This window comes from Membranihabitans marinus (assembly GCF_021729155.1).
Lineage (GTDB): Bacteria > Bacteroidota > Bacteroidia > Chitinophagales > Saprospiraceae > Membranihabitans > Membranihabitans marinus.
The window spans coordinates 42,727-60,243 of record NZ_JAJQYA010000006.1; the positions used below are offsets into that span (position 1 = coordinate 42,727).

11 protein-coding genes are annotated in these 17,517 nt (G+C 38.7%); 10 read left to right on the top strand and 1 reads right to left on the bottom strand.

All coding sequences use genetic code 11. The features are described 5' to 3' along the window. Positions 1-10 precede the first annotated feature (10 nt). The 6 genes from LVD51_RS05790 to LVD51_RS05815 all read left to right on the top strand — a co-directional run bounded on the left by LVD51_RS05790 (position 11) and on the right by LVD51_RS05815 (position 8,251). Positions 11-1,480 carry a hypothetical protein gene (locus tag LVD51_RS05790; RefSeq protein WP_236970255.1) on the top strand — a complete coding sequence of 490 codons (1,470 nt, stop codon included), beginning with the start codon at positions 11-13 and terminating at the stop codon, positions 1,478-1,480. Between the two features lie 120 nt (positions 1,481-1,600). Continuing rightward, complete coding sequence (locus LVD51_RS05795; protein WP_236970256.1) at positions 1,601-3,049, top strand: hypothetical protein; 1,449 nt, start codon at positions 1,601-1,603, stop codon at positions 3,047-3,049. A gap of 22 nt (positions 3,050-3,071) precedes the next feature. Next, positions 3,072-6,098: a PVC-type heme-binding CxxCH protein gene (locus LVD51_RS05800; protein WP_236970257.1), complete on the top strand. Its 3,027-nt coding sequence runs from the start codon at positions 3,072-3,074 to the stop codon at positions 6,096-6,098. Between the two features lie 20 nt (positions 6,099-6,118). After that, complete coding sequence (locus LVD51_RS05805; protein WP_236970258.1) at positions 6,119-7,045, top strand: TIM barrel protein; 927 nt, start codon at positions 6,119-6,121, stop codon at positions 7,043-7,045. A 39-nt stretch (positions 7,046-7,084) separates the two neighbouring features. After that, positions 7,085-7,951, top strand: coding sequence for a sugar phosphate isomerase/epimerase family protein (locus LVD51_RS05810; RefSeq protein ID WP_236970259.1), 867 nt, complete (start codon positions 7,085-7,087; stop codon positions 7,949-7,951). Positions 7,952-7,966: 15 nt separating this feature from the next. Next, on the top strand, positions 7,967-8,251 hold the full coding sequence (locus LVD51_RS05815; RefSeq protein WP_236970260.1) for a Dabb family protein: 285 nt from the start codon (positions 7,967-7,969) through the stop codon (positions 8,249-8,251). Between the two features lie 225 nt (positions 8,252-8,476). Here the strand turns inward: LVD51_RS05815 and LVD51_RS05820 are convergent, their stop codons facing one another. Continuing rightward, positions 8,477-9,016 (bottom strand): sigma-70 family RNA polymerase sigma factor, encoded by a 540-nt coding sequence (locus LVD51_RS05820; RefSeq protein ID WP_236970261.1) that lies wholly within the window; start codon positions 9,014-9,016, stop codon positions 8,477-8,479. Positions 9,017-9,206: 190 nt separating this feature from the next. Between LVD51_RS05820 and LVD51_RS05825 the strand changes: the two genes are divergently transcribed. The 4 genes from LVD51_RS05825 (at position 9,207) to LVD51_RS05840 (ending at position 17,497) form a co-directional block, all read left to right on the top strand. After that, entirely contained in the window at positions 9,207-10,274 is a 1,068-nt protein-coding gene (locus tag LVD51_RS05825; RefSeq protein WP_236970262.1) for a FecR family protein, read from the top strand. Between the two features lie 90 nt (positions 10,275-10,364). Then, positions 10,365-14,018 (top strand): SusC/RagA family TonB-linked outer membrane protein, encoded by a 3,654-nt coding sequence (locus tag LVD51_RS05830; RefSeq protein WP_236970263.1) that lies wholly within the window; start codon positions 10,365-10,367, stop codon positions 14,016-14,018. Between the two features lie 25 nt (positions 14,019-14,043). Beyond that, complete coding sequence (locus LVD51_RS05835) at positions 14,044-15,756, top strand: RagB/SusD family nutrient uptake outer membrane protein (protein WP_236970264.1); 1,713 nt, start codon at positions 14,044-14,046, stop codon at positions 15,754-15,756. Positions 15,757-16,057: 301 nt separating this feature from the next. Further along, positions 16,058-17,497 (top strand): neutral/alkaline non-lysosomal ceramidase N-terminal domain-containing protein, encoded by a 1,440-nt coding sequence (locus LVD51_RS05840; RefSeq protein ID WP_236970265.1) that lies wholly within the window; start codon positions 16,058-16,060, stop codon positions 17,495-17,497. Positions 17,498-17,517 lie beyond the last annotated feature (20 nt).

The following is a 17,517-nucleotide window of genomic DNA, read 5'->3' on the forward strand; positions in this document are numbered from 1 at the left end:
AGTGATTTATATGCGTACGATCATTATTTGTCTATTTGCATTTATTTGTCAATCCCAGCTTCTCGCTTCTGATCTATACATAGGAGTGGCAGAAACGGACATTACACCCGATTTGCCAGCTGCATTGATGGGGCAGTTTTACTTGCGGATTGCACATGAAGTGAATACTCCATTGACGGCCAATGTAATAGCATTGGAATCCAGAGAAGGAGGTGATGGATTGGATACGACCATCTTTGTCTCGTGTGACTTAGTTTATATCCCCAATCAAATAATCCAATTAGTACGCGCTCGAGTATCTGGCTTGATCCCTAGATTTAATACAAATAAGATTGTTCTAAGTGCTACCCATACCCATACCTCTCCCGTGCTAGAAGATGAATCAGATGAACCCAATTTTATGTATAAATTGCCTACTACTGGAGTAACTCAGGTGGGTGATTATAGAAAGTATTTAGTAGATCGGATTGCTAATGCAGTAGTCGTAGCCTGGAAGGCTCGAACCAAAGGCAGTGTGACATGGGGATTGCGCAGAGCCGCTATTCCTTACAACCGCAGAGTAGTGTATAAGGATGGCGAGGCAGTGATGTATGGTTCTGCAGCCAAACCCGAATTTGACAATCTAGAAGGATATGAAGATCACGATGTTCATTCCTTGTTTTTTTGGGATAATAAAGATCAATTACTGGGTATGAGTGTGGATGTGGCTTGTCCGGCGCAGGAAGTAGAAGGAGACAGAAGAGTCGATGCGGATTATTGGCATCCCGTTCGTCAAAAATTGAAAGCGGAATATGGAAGCCAATTGGTGGTCGCAGGTTGGATAGGAGCAGCAGGGGATCAATCTCCCCACCCTATCTATCGAAAACCAGCTTTGGAAAGGATGCGCAAATTAAGCAATACCTCTAGGATGGAGGATATAGCACAGCGTATTACATCAGCTGTCATTCGAACTTTGGAGATAGTATCAGATACCAAAACGGCAGATGTTCAACTCATACATAAAGTGCAAAGATTAGATTTGCCAATGCGTAAAATTACCGTGCAAGAGTATGTGGATTCTAAAAGGATATCGAATGAGGCGGCTAAGGAAATAGCAAATGACCCCAAAAAATCGGATCAATTGAATGCGAAGATGACTTGGTATGGAGATATTGTGAAGCGTTTTGAATATCAAAAGACCAACCACTATCCACAATACAATACGGAAATACATGTGATTCGACTGGGCGATATAGCCATCTGTACCAATCAATTTGAACTCTTTACTGATTACGGTATCCAAATACAAGCTCGAAGTAAAGCCTTACAAACATTGGTAGTTCAGTTGGCAGGGCCGGGAACTTATTTGCCGACCAGTAAAGCAGTAAGAGGCGGAGGTTATAGTGCCGTATGTCAAAGCAATTCAGTAGGGCCAGAAGGGGGACAAATATTAGTGGAAACTACCTTGGAAATGTTGAATGAACTTTGGCCAGAAGAGTAGGTAAATATTTACTAGACTGTCTTAGCATTATAGTTAAAGGTGGTGATTTTAATCATTGTAATAAAGTGAATTGTGGATAATATCAAAAATAGTATGCCATCTAGAAATTATGTTCTTTTCATGTTATTAACATTGTTTTTCTCCAGTTCAATCTATGGATCTGATTTATACATCGGTAGAGCGAGTGCGGATATTACGCCAGAATTACCTGTGGCATTGATGGGGCAGTTCCATCTGCGCATTGCTCGCGAAGTAGTAAATCCCTTGACAGCTAGTGCCATCGCTCTTGAAACTAAGTCGAGCAATCAGACCGAAGAGATGGCAATTTTTGTATCATGTGATTTGATATGGGTTTCTAATTTGATCATCTCTCAAGTTCGAGATGCGGTTGTAAAAAGAATTCCAGGATTTGATTCAAATAAAATCATAATCAATGCAACACATACCCATACAGGACCTGTGATTGAGGATGAGTCCGATCAAGATGCTTATTTTTATTATAACATCCCTAAGCAAGGAGTGACTCAAGTGTCGGAATACCGATCTTTTTTGGTTGCTCAATTGACTGATATTGTGGTTAAAGCTTGGACGACGCGGGAGAAGGGAAGCATGACTTGGGGAATCCGTCGGGCTGCAATTCCATATAATCGTAGGGTGGTTTATAAGGATGGTGAAGCGGTTATGTATGGAAAAATGGCCCTTCCAAATTTTGATAATATTGAAGGGTATGAAGATCACGACGTTCAGTCTTTATTCTATTGGAATTTGTCGGGTACATTACTGGGGATGAGTATCAATGTAGCATGCCCAGCTCAGATTCAGGAATCAGACAATAGAATTGATGCTGATTATTGGCATTCGGTTCGCCAAAAATTAGGTGATATCTATGGAACCGATGTAGTGATCAACAGTTGGGCCGGAGCAGCAGGCGACCAATCACCACGAGCTATTTATCGAAAGCAGGCACTGCAACGGATGATAGATTTGAGTGAAGAGGACCGAACTGAAGATGTTGCCCAACGGATAGTAGAAGCGGTAACTAAGACGCATGATGTGGTAAAGAAAGACGCGCAAACAGATCTTGTAATAAAGCATTCCATGGAGTTTTTGTCCTTGCCCAAGAGAATCATTGCAATAAGTGAATATGTCGAAGCTCGTCAGACCATGGTGGAGTTACAGCGTCAAATAACTGCTGATCCTAATAAGTCGGATCAACATTATGTAAGAATGACTTGGAATCAATCAATTGTAGAGCGCTACGAAGCTCAGAAATTAAATCCTAATCCTTATTTTCAGACAGAAGTCCATGTATTGCGGATAGGAGATATTGCAATTTGGACCAATCAGTTTGAATTGTTTACGGATTATGGTATTCAAGTGCAGGTGAGGAGCAAGGCTTTACAGACTTTTGCTATTCAATTGGCAGGGCCTGGAAGTTATTTGCCTACGGAAAAGGCAGTTGCGGGAGGAGGATATAGTGCGGTGTGTCAAAGTAATATTGCAGGTCCAGAAGGAGGTCAGATATTGGTGGAATACATCTTGGAATCGATAGATGAATTTTGGAATTAACATTTTATAAAAGGTATGTTTTATGTGTTCAAAAACGAAGAAAGTGATTGGGTGGAAATGGCTATTATTGTTATTAATTGGGATGATGGGATGTACGAATCAATCAAGTATTGAGTATTTTGGCACCTCAGTTCCTCCAGAAAACGCCGTTGCCAGCTATGAATTGGCCGATGGATTCCAGATGGAATTGTTTGCTTGTGAACCCATTATTGCCGATCCCGTAGATATGGCTGTTGATGCTTGGGGCAAAATGTATGTAGTGGAAATGTCTGGTTATCCCACCGACAATAGTCATACTGGCAAGATCAAATTATTGGCAGATGAGGATGGCGATGGCATTATGGATAAGAGTATTTTATTTGCAGATGGATTGATGTTTCCCAATGGATTGATGCCTTGGAAAAATGGGATTATGGTGACTGATGCACCTTATGTGTTTTATTTTGAAGATGAAGATGGCGATGGTCAAGCGGATCGTCGGGACACAGTATTGTCTGGTTTTTCATTGTCTAATCCCCATGTAAATGTCAATAATCCGATCTATGGATTGGATAACTGGGTGTATTTATCTCATTTCGGTCGATTGGGAACCAAAAAGTACGAAGAATTCAACGGAGAGGGCAGTGAAATATCATTTTGGAAGAAGGAACAGTCTGCTACCCTGCCCAAAAATGCAAATAGTAAGACAGTAAGATTTAAAGTAGATGACAATCAATTGGAAATGATGTCTATGAAAGGTCAGTTTGGGCATTCGTTTGATGAATGGGGGCATCATTTTCTCAACCACAATCAAAACCATATTTACCACGAAGTATTGGGGCCAAAATACCTAAATCGAAATCCTGACGTCATCATTACCAATGCGGCACAGGATGTTTCAGATCACGGAAATTTTACGGAAATATTTCAGATAACTACCCATCCCGATCGACAATTGTTTACACCTATGGGAGTATCTACCTCTAGTAGTGGATTGACTTATTACGGTGGTGGATTGTTTCCCCCTCCATATGATAAGAATGTCACTTTTGGAGCGGAATCAGTGAGTAACTTGGTTCATGTCGATAAGATACATGCCAAAGGGGCCAGCTTTACTGGGCAGCGAATAGAAGAAGATCAGGAATTTTTGGCATCTAAGGATTCTTGGGCTCGTCCAGTGAATATGTATGTAGGGCCTGATGGAGCTTTGTATGTATTGGATTATTATCGGAGGATAATTGAGCATCCAGAGTGGATGTCGGAGGAAGCAATAGCAGAGGGAGGCTTATATGATGGACATACTATGGGGCGAATTTATAGAATTACACCGACGGGAAGTCCTGCAGCTGAATGGACCAAAGGTCTCGACCTAGGATCAGCGGATGGAGGTCAATTAATAGCCTACTTGTCTCATAAGAATCAGTGGTGGCGGATGATGGCTCAGCAATTATTGGTGACCCAAAAGGATGTTTCCATTAAAGGGGACTTAGTAGATCTTGTAGAGAATGGCTCAGTGGAATTGGGGCGGTTGCATGGATTGTGGACATTAGAAGGATTGGGATTATTGAATGACGAGGTATTGAAAACGGCTTTACAAGATCTAGGTCCGGGAGTTAGAGAAAATGCGGTTTTATTAGCAGAGTCAAGAATGTCGGAATCTGATGAATGGGAATCCATATTGGTGGGCATGTCTGAAGATACAAGTGAAAAGGTAAGATTCCGAATATTGGCGGCATTGGGTAATTCGGATAGTGAAATATCTAAGAAAACAAGAAATAGATTGTTGTTGGAAAATATGTCAGATCCTTGGGTGCAGCAAATGGCATTAACGGCAGTGGATTTGGATGCGGAAAAATTAATGCGAGATATTATTGCTCAAAATAAAATGACCGATCCCAACTACAATTCTATGACACAACGCTTGGGTGCCATGGTAGGGGCTAGAGGTGATCAGACGGTAATTAAGAAGTGGATTAAGCGAGGTTTAAGTGAAAAGGGTAGTTTGCAGACGGCGCTTATGTCGGGACTAACATCGGGCATACAGAGAAATAAGGATAAAAAATCAATTGTCGAATCTATGGATGAATCTTTGATGACGGCTTATTTTAATCAATCAGATATCGAGGTTCAACATCAGATTTTACAGTTGTTGGATATGGTGGAATTGACAAATAATCCTCAATTTCAGCGAAGCTTAGATCGCGCTATGACCTTGGCGAAGGATAAAAATTTGTCGGGAAAAGAGAGAGGCCAATATTTACAATTTTTAATTTTGACGGATCCCTTGCCCTATGTTGAAGATTTGGAGAAAATGATTGTTCCTTCGGAAGAAGTAGATGTTCAAAAATCAGCTTTAGAGATCTATTCAAGAGTTGAAGGAACTATGGGAGCACAATATGTATTGGATCATTGGACTTCTTTGACTGTTGGTCTACGAGATGTGGCAATCAATATTTTTATGAAGGATGATGCAGGTGTGATGTTACTGCTCGATGCATTTGAAACTAAGAAGATATCTCCTGATGAACTTGGATATCGGCGCTCGGTACGGTTGAATCAATACAGGGATGAAGAAATTAGAAAACGAGCTAGGGCTATTTTGACAGCAGATCAAAGTGCAGAAGTGATCCAGTCTTATCGTGCTTCATTGGATTTGGACGGTGATGAAAAGGCTGGATTTGAGGTCTTTAAAGCGAATTGTTCCATTTGCCACCAAGTCAGAGGAAAGTCTGGAGTATCTTATGGACCAGATTTGGGAACAGTACACAACTGGAAGGCGGAAGATTTACTGGCCAATATATTGAATCCATCCTTGTCTATTGCACCGGGTTTTGATATGTGGGAAGTAGAGGTCAATAATGGGGAGCCATTGTTAGGTATCATAATCAATGAGACTTCAACCGCTATTGAACTCAAAATGGGGCCCTCTGAACAGCAGACGATAAATCGACAAGAGATCAAATCCATACGTGTGATTCCCAGTATGTCTTTGATGCCGAGTTTCGCCAATCAGTTGGAGATGCAAGAACTGGCTGATCTAATTGCTTTTTTGAGAAATAGTCAGAGTTAATTAATATAAAGTACAATTCAATGAATAGAAAGGAATTTATACAAAATGGATTGTTGGGCTGTATTGGATGGTTGGCGGGTAGTAGGAAGCTTAATGCACAAAAGTTAGACCTAGAAACTAAATCTGCTAACGGTTTTAATATGAAGTTTTCAGGTGAATTTAATATATTCAAACAAGCGGTCGGAACTGGTATCGTCGAACAATTGGAGTGGGGTTATGATCAGGGTATTCGGGCATGGGAAAGTACATGGCTGTTGAAAAGAACAGAAGATGAGCGCAGGTTGATTAAGAAGACCTTAGATCGATTAGGGATGGAATTTGGACAATTTGTAGGGACGATGTCATTTGATGAAGTCACTTTTGCGGGGCGGAATACTTCAGTCAGAGATCGGGTATTGGCTGAAGCGAAAGCTGCTGTAGAAGTAGCCAAACAAATGGAGACCAAATATATTCACAATGTTTTGGGTTTAGCAGATCCCAAATTGCCATGGGATTTTCAAATGGCCAATGCTATTGAGTTGTTGAAGCGAATAGCTGAAGTTTATGAACCCCATGGACTGGTGATGGTAATGGAGCCGATGAATCATAAAATCAATCATCCTGGGATGTTTTTACATCGCGTATCGCAAGCTTATGCTATGGCCAAGGCGGTGGATAGTCCCAGTGTGAAAATCCTGTTTGATGTGTATCATGTGCAAATAGAGGAGGGCAATATTATCCCTAATTTAGACTACGCATGGGATGAAATAGCATATATGCAGATTGGAGATACCCCAGGGAGAAAAGAACCGGGTACTGGTGAAATCAATTATAAGAATGTATTACAACATGTACATGATAAGGGATATCGAGGATTTTTGGGGATGGAACACGGGATTAGTGGTAGTGGGAAAGAAGGTGATTTGGCAGCTATAGCAGCTTATAGAGCGATAGATCCAACGCAATAAGAATTCAAATTAAATGCATTTGGTATAATACAATATATTATGGATAGTATAAATATAAAAAGAGGTTGGATTTTTTTTGGAATGAGTTGGATGATTATGATGATTTCATTTTCATGTAATTCAAAATCACCTGAAGGGGGGAAGGTGGTGTCAAAGGTAGAAGAGAAAGAACCAACCATAGGAGTGGCCTTGTATTCATTTAAGAACTTTCCGTTTTTTACGACATTGGAAAAATCTAAAGCAGTGGGCGCAGAGTATGTTGAGGGTTTCTTTTTTCACAAATTGGGAGAAGATTTCGAGAACAAGACCATGCTGCAGCTTTCCGATGCAGAATTGGCTAAACTCAAAACAGCCATTGAAAGAGCGGGTTTGGTCATGCCATCTGTATATGCAGGAGGGAAGACAGAACAAGAGTGGCGTCGGTTTTTTGAAATAGGAGAGCGTTTGGATTTGGATTTTTTGACTTGTGAACCGGAGCCAGAGTATTGGGATTTGTTGAACCAATTGGGTGAAGAAAAAGACATTCGAATAGCTATCCACGAACACGCCAAAGGCAAGAGCCGATTTTGGCATCCAGATTCTGTATTATTGGCCATTGAGGGACGGCCACAGTTTGGTGCCTGTGCCGATTTGGGTCATTGGGTACGCAGTGGATTGGATCCTGTACAGTGTCTGAAAAAATTGGAGGGCCATATTATTGGGGTTCACGCAAAAGATATAGATGTTTTTAATAAATTAGATGCACTTGATGTAAAAATAGGTGATGGTGTTATCGATTATCCGGCGGTTATGGAAGAATTGGCCAGGCAGGGTTTTGGTGGACCGATATATATTGAATGTGAGCACGATTGGGAAGATAATCACGGAGATGTAGCGTTTGGAATTGAATATTTAAGAAAATTATAAACTAGGTAGTGAATTATGATAAAGCATACGGTATTTTTTAAGTTAAAGCACGAATTGGGTTCGGTTGAAGAAGAGGCATTTTTAGAAAAGGCAAAAGCCCTATCCAGTATATCTACCATCCAGTCATTTGAATTGGTTAAAGAAATTAGTCCTAAAAACAATTTCAACTATGGTCTTGTCATTCAATTTGAAGATCAAGCAGGATATGATATATACAATCAACACCCGCAGCATACTCAGTTTGTAAAGGAAGTCTGGATACCTGAGGTAGAGGAATTTTTAGAAATTGACTATATCTAAGTATATAGAAGGGGTTCTAGAATTATAAAATAATTTGTTTGCATTTTTCTGATTGTATCCATGACGATTATTTCCTCATAGGGTTTTGATAGGGAACCGGTAGATTGAATATGAAAAATGGTTTATGGGAATCCACAAGCCGTAGTAATTCTATTATCAATGCATTGGATAAAATAATGGGTTATTTATAGGAGGGCAAAGAGACAATGTATTAATCCAGTATTATTATACTATAGTCGAGGCGGAGAGGGCCATTAATACGAGGATGAAATCGATGTCTAAATTGGCCGTAGAACGTATGTTTTTCATGGCTTCGTAGAGATGATTTCTTACGGTATTGGGCGAAATATTTAATTGTTCGGCAATTTTTTGGTGAGAAAGTCCTTCTCGCTTACTAAGATTAAAAATCAGCCGTTGTTGATCGGGAAGTTTATTGAGGGAAGATTCCAAAATTTCTTTGTAGTAGTCTACTTCTATTTTGCGCTCCACAGCAGGATCTTCACTATCCCAAGATGGTTTTAAAAGAAAATTTCGATATTTTTTGTCGTGGACACCCTTTTTTAGATGGTCAAAAGCTAAATTTTTGCACATAAGGTAGACGTAGCCATCTAAATCTGAGATGTCAGCGAAGGAAGTATTTTTTTGAATTACCTTCAAAAAAATATCCTGAGTCAGATCTTTAGCTAGTTCTGTGTTGTTGAAGAAGTTTAAGAAAAAGCCAAAAACCCTATCCTTGTATGCATAAAAAAAATCTTTTGAGCTCACTTTTAAATCTTAATTGAATGTGAAATTTAAATAAAAAATAACAATTTAAAGACGAAAACAAGATTTTAAATTTTTTTGTGCAATCACTAGTACATATCGAAAACTCAGTCGTCTTGTATATGGAAATATATAATAGAGATTATTTCTGTGTTAATATTTGGTTATTTTAAAGTGAATATAAATCCAAAGAGTGAGTAAAGATAAACGTGTAAACCACCTATTAAAGAAATTCGTAGAGAAGAAGATTTCCGAGTCGGAAGGTCAAGAACTTTTTGAATTGTTGAAAGATAGGGAGAATACCACTGGATTGGAAGAAATATTTACTTCCACATGGAAGTCGTCGAGTGAATTTAAGGGAAAGGCTCCTATAGATTGGAATTCGTTGCAGGAGGAAAAGGCTTTGAAAGGTAAACTGGAGAAAAGAGCTAAAATCTTGAGATTAGGAAAGTGGGTAGCTGCTGCTTCAGTTTTATTGTTAACCGCTGTTTTTATAGGAAATTTTCAAACGAAAAGTCCAGATATGGTCTTTCATACCAATTACGGTGAAATCGAAAATATTGTCCTAGAAGATGGAACCGAAGTAGTCTTAAATGCCAACTCTACCCTTAAGTGGAATACATCTTGGAAGGAAAACAATGCGCGTGTCGTAGAATTGAAGGGCGAAGCGTTTTTTAAAGTTACTCATATAGACAAAGAAAATCTACCTGTAGACAGGGGGGAAGCGATACCTTTTACTGTGGTTACTAATGACTTGGAAGTGAAGGTGTTGGGGACTTCATTTAATGTTTTTAATCGCCGAGGTAGTACCGATGTGTTTTTGGAAGAAGGTTTGGTGGAGTTGGAATTAAACAATGATCTTACGGACTTAAAAGATGTAGTCACAACGGGAGAAGGTCAAACCAGTCTTCAGAAGTCTATGTTGATGAAGCCTGGTGAATTGGTAAGTTTTTCAGCCGAAAGAAAAATATTGAATAAGGAAAATATTGATTCGAATTCACCTTCGGTATGGAAAGATGGCACATTGACATTTGACAATGTTGAAGTGGGCCAGGTGTTGATCGATTTACAAGATGTATATGGAAAAACTTTTGTGGTTGAGGATTCTACCATCTTGATGACTGAGGTATCATTTGGCATCCCTTATAAAGACTGGTCGACCGTCAAAAATTTAATGGAACTCACGTTGGATATAGAAATTGAAAATATAGATGAAAATCAAATAAGGATTACAAAACCGGAAAGGGTAAAAGTGAAATAATCTTTGATTATGGAAGTAAAGTTTTGGACGAACTGCTTCTCATCACTAATACCCAAACCGATATTTACTAACTAAAAATAAATTACTACCATGAAGTTACAACTTTTATTTAAAATAAAAGGTAAGCTGTTTATGCTTTTATGTTGGATGTTATTACTTTGTTATCAATCTCCTCTAGGTTATGCAGCACCTAGCGAGCGAGAAAACACGGTATTATTAGAAGAAGCTTTTCGACAAATCGGCAGTGAATACGGCGTCTTTTTTAACTACGATCGATCTATTGTATCCAAGGTAAAGGTCAATTATACCGCTGCAAAATACAGTGATGTAGAACAGGCTTTGAATGCAGTATTGTCCCAAGCCAATTTAAAATTTAAAATTTTTGAACAACGCTATGTGGCCATTTACAAAGACAATGCCGAAGGTCTACAATCGTTAAAGAAAATGATTGAACACTTTCAAGGCATAGTAGATGAAAAGGAAAGTGAATACGAAGCGAGAAAAGCCATAAAATCAACCCCGTTTTTAACAAAAAAATCTTTGCAAGAAGAGGGTATCTTTTTGAAAAGATTGGTGTTAAATGTTTCCGGAAAGGTAGTCGATACAGATGGAGAGCCATTAATTGGTGTGAATGTTATGGTCAAGGGAAGTACTACTGGAACATCCACTGATTTTAATGGTCAATTCAGCTTGAATGATGTTGAAGAGCAAGCGGTGTTGGTCTTTTCATATATTGGATATGTGACTACGGAAATGCCAGTGGCTGGAAAGAGCACAATGAATGTTACTTTAATGGCCGATGTACAGACCTTGGATGAATTGGTGGTTGTGGGTTATGGTAGCCAGAAAAAGGTTAATTTAACTGGGGCTGTTGAGGTGATTGGTCAGGATGTATTAAAAGATAGAAATGCTTCTTCTGTATCTCAGTTGTTAATTGGGGCTGCAGGTGGATTTGATTTTAGTTTTGATAAAAATGGATATCAACCCGGTGCGAATGCCACTGTAGGTATTAGGGGTATTGGATCGTTAAACGGAGGAGCTCCCTATGTGGTTATTGATGGTTTTCCCGGTGATATGAATCGTTTAAATCCAGAAGATATAGAATCTATTTCTGTATTAAAAGATGCTGCTGCTTCTGCTATTTACGGTGCACGTGCGCCCTATGGAGTAATATTAATTACCACCAAATCAGGAAGTAAAGAGGACAAATTAGTTGTGAATTATTCTGGGAGTATGAATTTAGTTACCCCCGCGAAATTGCCGGGAACTCTGGATTCGTACACTTTCGCTAGAGTAACCAATGAAGCCGCTACCAATAATAATGCACCTCTGTATTACAACGAATCTACGATTGATAGAATAATTGCATTTCAGCAAGGTGATTACGATTATATACGGTCTCAGTTCCCTTCTAATTTCCCCAACGATCCTATAAGTGATTGGTCTGCTCTTCCAATGGATAATGGTTCATGGGCTGGGGCGAATAATGGCCATGCCAATAACGATTACTGGGACTTAGCAACTGGACCTAATTTGGGACAATCTCATAATTTTTCCATTCAAGGTGGTTCGAATAAAGTGGGCTATTTCTTGTCTATGGGATATACCGATCAGAAAAGTTCTATGCAGTGGGCAGATGACTTTTACAAAAGATTTAATTTGTCGGCCAAAATTAAAACGGAGTTAACAGATTGGTGGGATTTAAAATACGAAGGTCGTTTTATGAAAAATCAACGATTTTTCCCAACAGGTTCAAGACCAGAAACGATTGATTCTTATAATGCTCTTTTTCATATTGTATACAATACACCACCGACTCAACCTTTGTACAACAGTTTTGGTGGCCCAATACAATCTACTAAACAGTTCTTTTCAGCAGGTAATAATAACGACCAACAAACGGAAAATTGGCAAATTTTAGGAACGGAATTAAGACCGGCAACGAATTGGAAAATTAATCTTGACGTTGCTTACCAAATGATGGACGAATACGATTTACACGATGGTCAGGCCTTTAGTCAAGTCAATTGGATAACTGGAGAAAATACAACTTCTTGGTATCCTAGTCAAATTTATGAATATCACTTTAGCAATTATTATTGGTCTACCAATGCATATACCTCCTATGAATGGAATATCGCAGGTGATCACAATTTTTTGGCAATGGCAGGAGCTCAGTACGAGTCGGCCAAGGATAGATCATTGAATGCCTATGCTAGAAATTTAATTGTGCCCGATATTATTTCATTGAATACGGCTACAGGAGATCCTTCGGTAAGAGAGGCCTTATCTCAATGGTCAACTGAAGGTTATTTTGGAAGATTAACCTATAATTTTCAAGAAAAATATCTTCTGGAAACCAATTTGAGATACGATGGTACTTCAAAGTTTTTAGATAATAAGCGTTGGGGATTCTTCCCTTCTGTATCCGGTGGCTGGGTTGTGAGTAAGGAGAATTTTTGGCAACCAGTAGCTTCAACGATTAACACTTTAAAGTTAAGAGGTTCGTGGGGTGAGTTAGGTAATCAAAATGTGGCCGCTTATCAAGATTTGGCATTGATCCAATTAACCAAGAACATTTTGGATTGGTTGCCTGGACAGGATCAGGTAGGACAGGTCGGATATGCACTAACCCCTAATTTGGTCAGTCCTTTGTTGACATGGGAAACTGCAGCAACGACAAATATCGGAGTGGATTTGGAAATGTTAAACAACAAATTACAAATGAATTTTGATTGGTTCGAGAGAAATACAAAAGATATGATCGGTCCATCTGAAACCCTGCCCGGTGTATTGGGTGCTTCAGTACCTCGATCGAATAATTCAAGTTTGAGAACCAGAGGTTGGGAATTGTCTTTAAATTGGAAAGAATATGTCAATGAAGATCTAAGTTATTCCGTGGGTTTCAACCTATATGATTCCAAATCAGTGGTCACTAAATACAATAACCCCACTGGTTATTTGGGTTCTTGGAGAGAAGGGCAAGATGTTGGTGAGATTTGGGGTTGGTCGGCCGATGGCTTGTTTCAGTCCCAAGCAGAAATTGAAAATCATGTAGATCAATCATTTATTTACAACGTTTGGAATACAGGAGATGTAAAATACAACGACATCAATGGCGATGGGAAGATAGACAATGGTTCCAATACCTATGACGATCACGGTGATTATGTACTGATTGGGAATTCTAGTCCTCGCTATCAATTCGGGATCAATATGGGCGTCAATTACAAAGGATTTGATTTTTCTATGTTGTGGAAGGGTACTGGCAAGCGTCAAAAGGCAATGACTTATAACGACTACGGATTTTTTGGATTCATGAGAACGGCTTGGTCTCAGCCCAAAGAAGATCACCTAGATTATTACAGAGATCAGCCTGGAACACAATACATTGGCCTTTATGAAGGTGAAGCCAATATCAATACCGATTCTTATTACGCTCGACCTTACTTGGATATCAACTCCAATCTTAAAAACCAGAACGGGAATTCTAGATATCTAGCGAATTATGCCTATATCCGTTTGCAAAATATGCAATTGGGATATAGTTTAAGTAAGAACGCATTGTCGCGATTGGGCCTTAGTAAATTGAGGGTTTATATTGCGGGCAACAACATTATTACCTTCGATCATTTGCCAGATGGCATGGATGTGACCTTGCCTTCCGGGGGGTATAGAGAGAGTACAGGTAAAGAATATAGAGCCGATCGCATCTATTCCTTTGGAGTAAACATCTCGTATTAATTAATTAATTCTAAATGTTAAAAAAATGAAAACAGCCAAATATATATTCGTTGTATTGACATCATTTGTCGTCCTGTCCTGTCAAGATTTTCTGGAAAAACCGCCATTAGATCAAGTGGGTCTAGATGATTATTGGAAGTCTACAATTGATCTTAAAAATTATGTAGCTAAGTTTTATATCGACCTTCCTCGACATGAAAACAATAGACATAGTGGTTACCAAGAAGAAGAATCAGATAATCTAGTCTACACTAGAGCCAATGCATTACTCAATGGAGAAAATACTCTGTCAACGGGATCGTGGCAATATGATTTCACCCCTGTTCGGAGTATCAATATCTTTTTCGACAATTATAAAAGATGCGAAGATCAATTTTCGTCTTACCAACACTATCTGGGAGAAGCGCAGTTCTTTAAAGCATGGATCTACTTTAACTTGGTCCAAAAGTATGGAGATGTTCCTTGGTATACTCATGCATTAACCGTCAATGATGAAGAAGAATTAACCAGACCACGTGATTCAAGAGTCCTGGTAGTAGATTCTATTTTGTCTCTTTTGGATAAGGCTATTGTCAATTTGGATAAAAGAGACCTTGCTCCTTGGAACAACAACTCTGTAAATAAGGAAGCTGCCCTTGCTTTTAAAACTAGAGTGGCTCTGTTTGAAGGAACTTGGCAGAAATACCATGCCAATACCTCATTTGGAAGTTCTGGAGCTCAACCTAGTAAATATTTTCAATTAGCGGTTTCTGCAGCTGAAGAACTGATTAATGGAGATTATAATGTCGGTATATATTCTACCAATAAACCGAAGGAAGATTACTACTATTTGTTTGGTACTGGTAGTATGGCAGATATTAGTGAAGTGTTGTTACACAGAGCTTATAGTATAGCTGATATTGTTGGACATAATCAAAACTATTATGCAGCCAATGCCCCCAATGAACTTGGAGCTACTTGGTCTTATGTTACTTCTCACCTTGGTTTGGACGGTAATCCAATCGATTATTTGGCTTTGGCTGAGACTGCTAAAGGGAATGAATTTTTACTTGAATTGGATAAACAAATCGATCCTAGATTGAGACAGAATATCTGGATTCCAGGAGATATCACTTATTTACCTGGTAATTTGGTTTGGGAGAAACCAGGTTTATTTGAGGATAGTCGAAATAATTGTCCAACAGGGTTTCAAATAAAAAAGTATACCAATCCCAATCAAACTTTGGATTATGCTCAATCTAATGACGCGGGTAAAATTATTTTTAGGTATGGCGAGGTTTTGTTGAATTATGCCGAAGCACTTTATGAGCTCAATCAAACTGTGGCTTACGATGAACTCAATATGTTGAGAGCGAGAGTTGGTATGCCTGATTTTAAGGTGAATGCTCAAAGTGAAGATCCCAATCTTATCGATTATGGTTATGATATTTCTGATGAATTATATGAAATTAGAAGAGAAAGACGGGTAGAATTGGCATTTGAATCTTTTAGACAATGGGATTGGAAAAGATGGGCTGCCGGAGCATTATTTACCAATAAGAGACCTAAAGGATATCCTTTCGATTCAAATGAGTATCCCAATGAAAATCCACTGTTGGACGAAAATAGTTTAATAGACCTCCTTCAGAACATTATTCCAAATGGCTACAATTTTAATGCGAATCGAGATTATTTAAACAGTGTTCCTCAAACAGAGTTAACAGTCAATCCAAATTTAGATCAAAATCCGGGTTGGTAATTCGTATAATTAGCTACATTTCATGTTTATATTAAAATATTAAATTTTGAGTGGTTGTTTGTGCAGAAATTATTTTTCAAACAAACAACCACTTTTTTTAATGAGGTAATCATCTTTATTTACCATCTGCATTTCACTTTATAAATTTTAATTATTGAAGGTTAAAACTCGGCCTTTCAAATATATAAACAGTTGTTATCTAATGGAAAAGCATTTCTGTTTTAATTTGTAAATAATTAATGTTAAATAAATAATATTATATACTTTACAGTGTTTGTCTCCCTAATTAAGTTGAAAATATATGTATAAATACAAGTTTGTTTTAATAGTATTTTTTACGGTAATGTTGAGGACTTTGCAAACCAATGCACAAGAAAACAAGGTGTTTCGGGCCGGAGCATCGCAAGCTGATGTATCACCGCCAATCGGAGCAAAGATTTATGGTAATTGGGTGCAACCATCAGCAAAATCTATTCACGACGCCCTTCACGCCAAGTCATTGGTGTTGGACGATGGTGAAACAAAGATCGCTTTAGTGGTGGTGGATTTAGTAGAAATCAATAAACGATATATTGAAGCGGCCAAAGACTTAATTGTATCAGAGGTAGATTTGGATAGAGAAAACATAATGATTTCCGCAACCCACACCCATTCTGGGCCCAGTGCTGACGGAGATGTTTTTGTGGCTGATGATGCTCCTTTGAATGATTATACCAAGATGCTTGTTAGAAAATTGGCAGATGGGGTTGTGTCAGCTTATTACCATTTAGAACCTGCGGAAATAGCATGGGGTGGAGTTGATGTGCCTGATCACGTATTTGTGAGACGTTGGATTCTTAAAGATTCGGTGTATAGTCCATACGGGACAAAAGATATAGTGAAAATGAACCCTGGGTTTGAAAATCCCGCACTGGTTAAGCCGTCTGGCCCTATTGATCCCGAAGTTTCTTTTGTATCCATTCGATCCACTACTGGACGACCGATTGCCGTGCTGGCCAACTATTCCCTTCATTATGTAGGGGGTGTGCCCGGTGATGAAATTTCAGCTGATTATTTTAGTTTGTTTGGTAGATATATGGAGCAAAATATATCTGCAGAAGCTTCATTTCCTCAATTTGTAGGCATTATGTCTAACGGTAGTTCCGGTAACGTTAACAACTTTGATTACAGCAAACCTCGCGAATATTATGAGCCCTATGTCAAGATGAATAGAGTAGCCAAGGATTTGGCCGATAAGGTGTATGCTGAGATGAAAGAATTAAAGTATCAAAAATATGTGCCTATCAATGCTAAAGAATCTATTCTGCGATTAAAAGTACGTCGAGCTTCGCCTGAGGTCATGGCCAATGTTGCGAGAATTCAAGCTAGATCTGAAAACGAAAAACCCTTTTATAATAATTGGGAAAAGATGTATGCCAATAGAGTATTGACCATGGAAGCTACTTGGCCCGACTCCATCGATATAACATTGCAAGCTTTTCAGATAGGTGACTTGGGCATCGCTACTCTGCCTTTTGAAGCGTTTACGCAAACCGGCTTGGAAATCAAGGACAAGAGTCCATTTGATCATACTTTTACGATTGAATTGGCCAATGGTTGTCTGAATTATTTGCCTACTCCAGAAGAAATAGACATGGGAGGCTACGAAACTTGGCATACCATCAATCGAGTGGAAAGAAATGCTTCTGTAAAAATAACCGAAGAATTGTTATCCCTATTTAAATCATTAAAACAACAATAAATTTTATCTTATCAATATAT

Excerpts from the sequence above, each read along its gene's own strand:
- LVD51_RS05800 (WP_236970257.1), top strand. The coding sequence starts at position 3,072 with ATGTGTTCAAAAACGAAGAAAGTGATTGGGTGGAAATGGCTATTATTG.
- LVD51_RS05835 (WP_236970264.1), top strand. The coding sequence starts at position 14,044 with ATGAAAACAGCCAAATATATATTCGTTGTATTGACATCATTTGTCGTC.
- LVD51_RS05815 (WP_236970260.1), top strand. The coding sequence starts at position 7,967 with ATGATAAAGCATACGGTATTTTTTAAGTTAAAGCACGAATTGGGTTCG.
- LVD51_RS05810 (WP_236970259.1), top strand. The coding sequence starts at position 7,085 with ATGGATAGTATAAATATAAAAAGAGGTTGGATTTTTTTTGGAATGAGT.
- LVD51_RS05795 (WP_236970256.1), top strand. The coding sequence starts at position 1,601 with ATGTTATTAACATTGTTTTTCTCCAGTTCAATCTATGGATCTGATTTA.
- LVD51_RS05790 (WP_236970255.1), top strand. The coding sequence starts at position 11 with ATGCGTACGATCATTATTTGTCTATTTGCATTTATTTGTCAATCCCAG.
- LVD51_RS05840 (WP_236970265.1), top strand. The coding sequence starts at position 16,058 with ATGTATAAATACAAGTTTGTTTTAATAGTATTTTTTACGGTAATGTTG.
- LVD51_RS05805 (WP_236970258.1), top strand. The coding sequence starts at position 6,119 with ATGAATAGAAAGGAATTTATACAAAATGGATTGTTGGGCTGTATTGGA.
- LVD51_RS05830 (WP_236970263.1), top strand. The coding sequence starts at position 10,365 with ATGAAGTTACAACTTTTATTTAAAATAAAAGGTAAGCTGTTTATGCTT.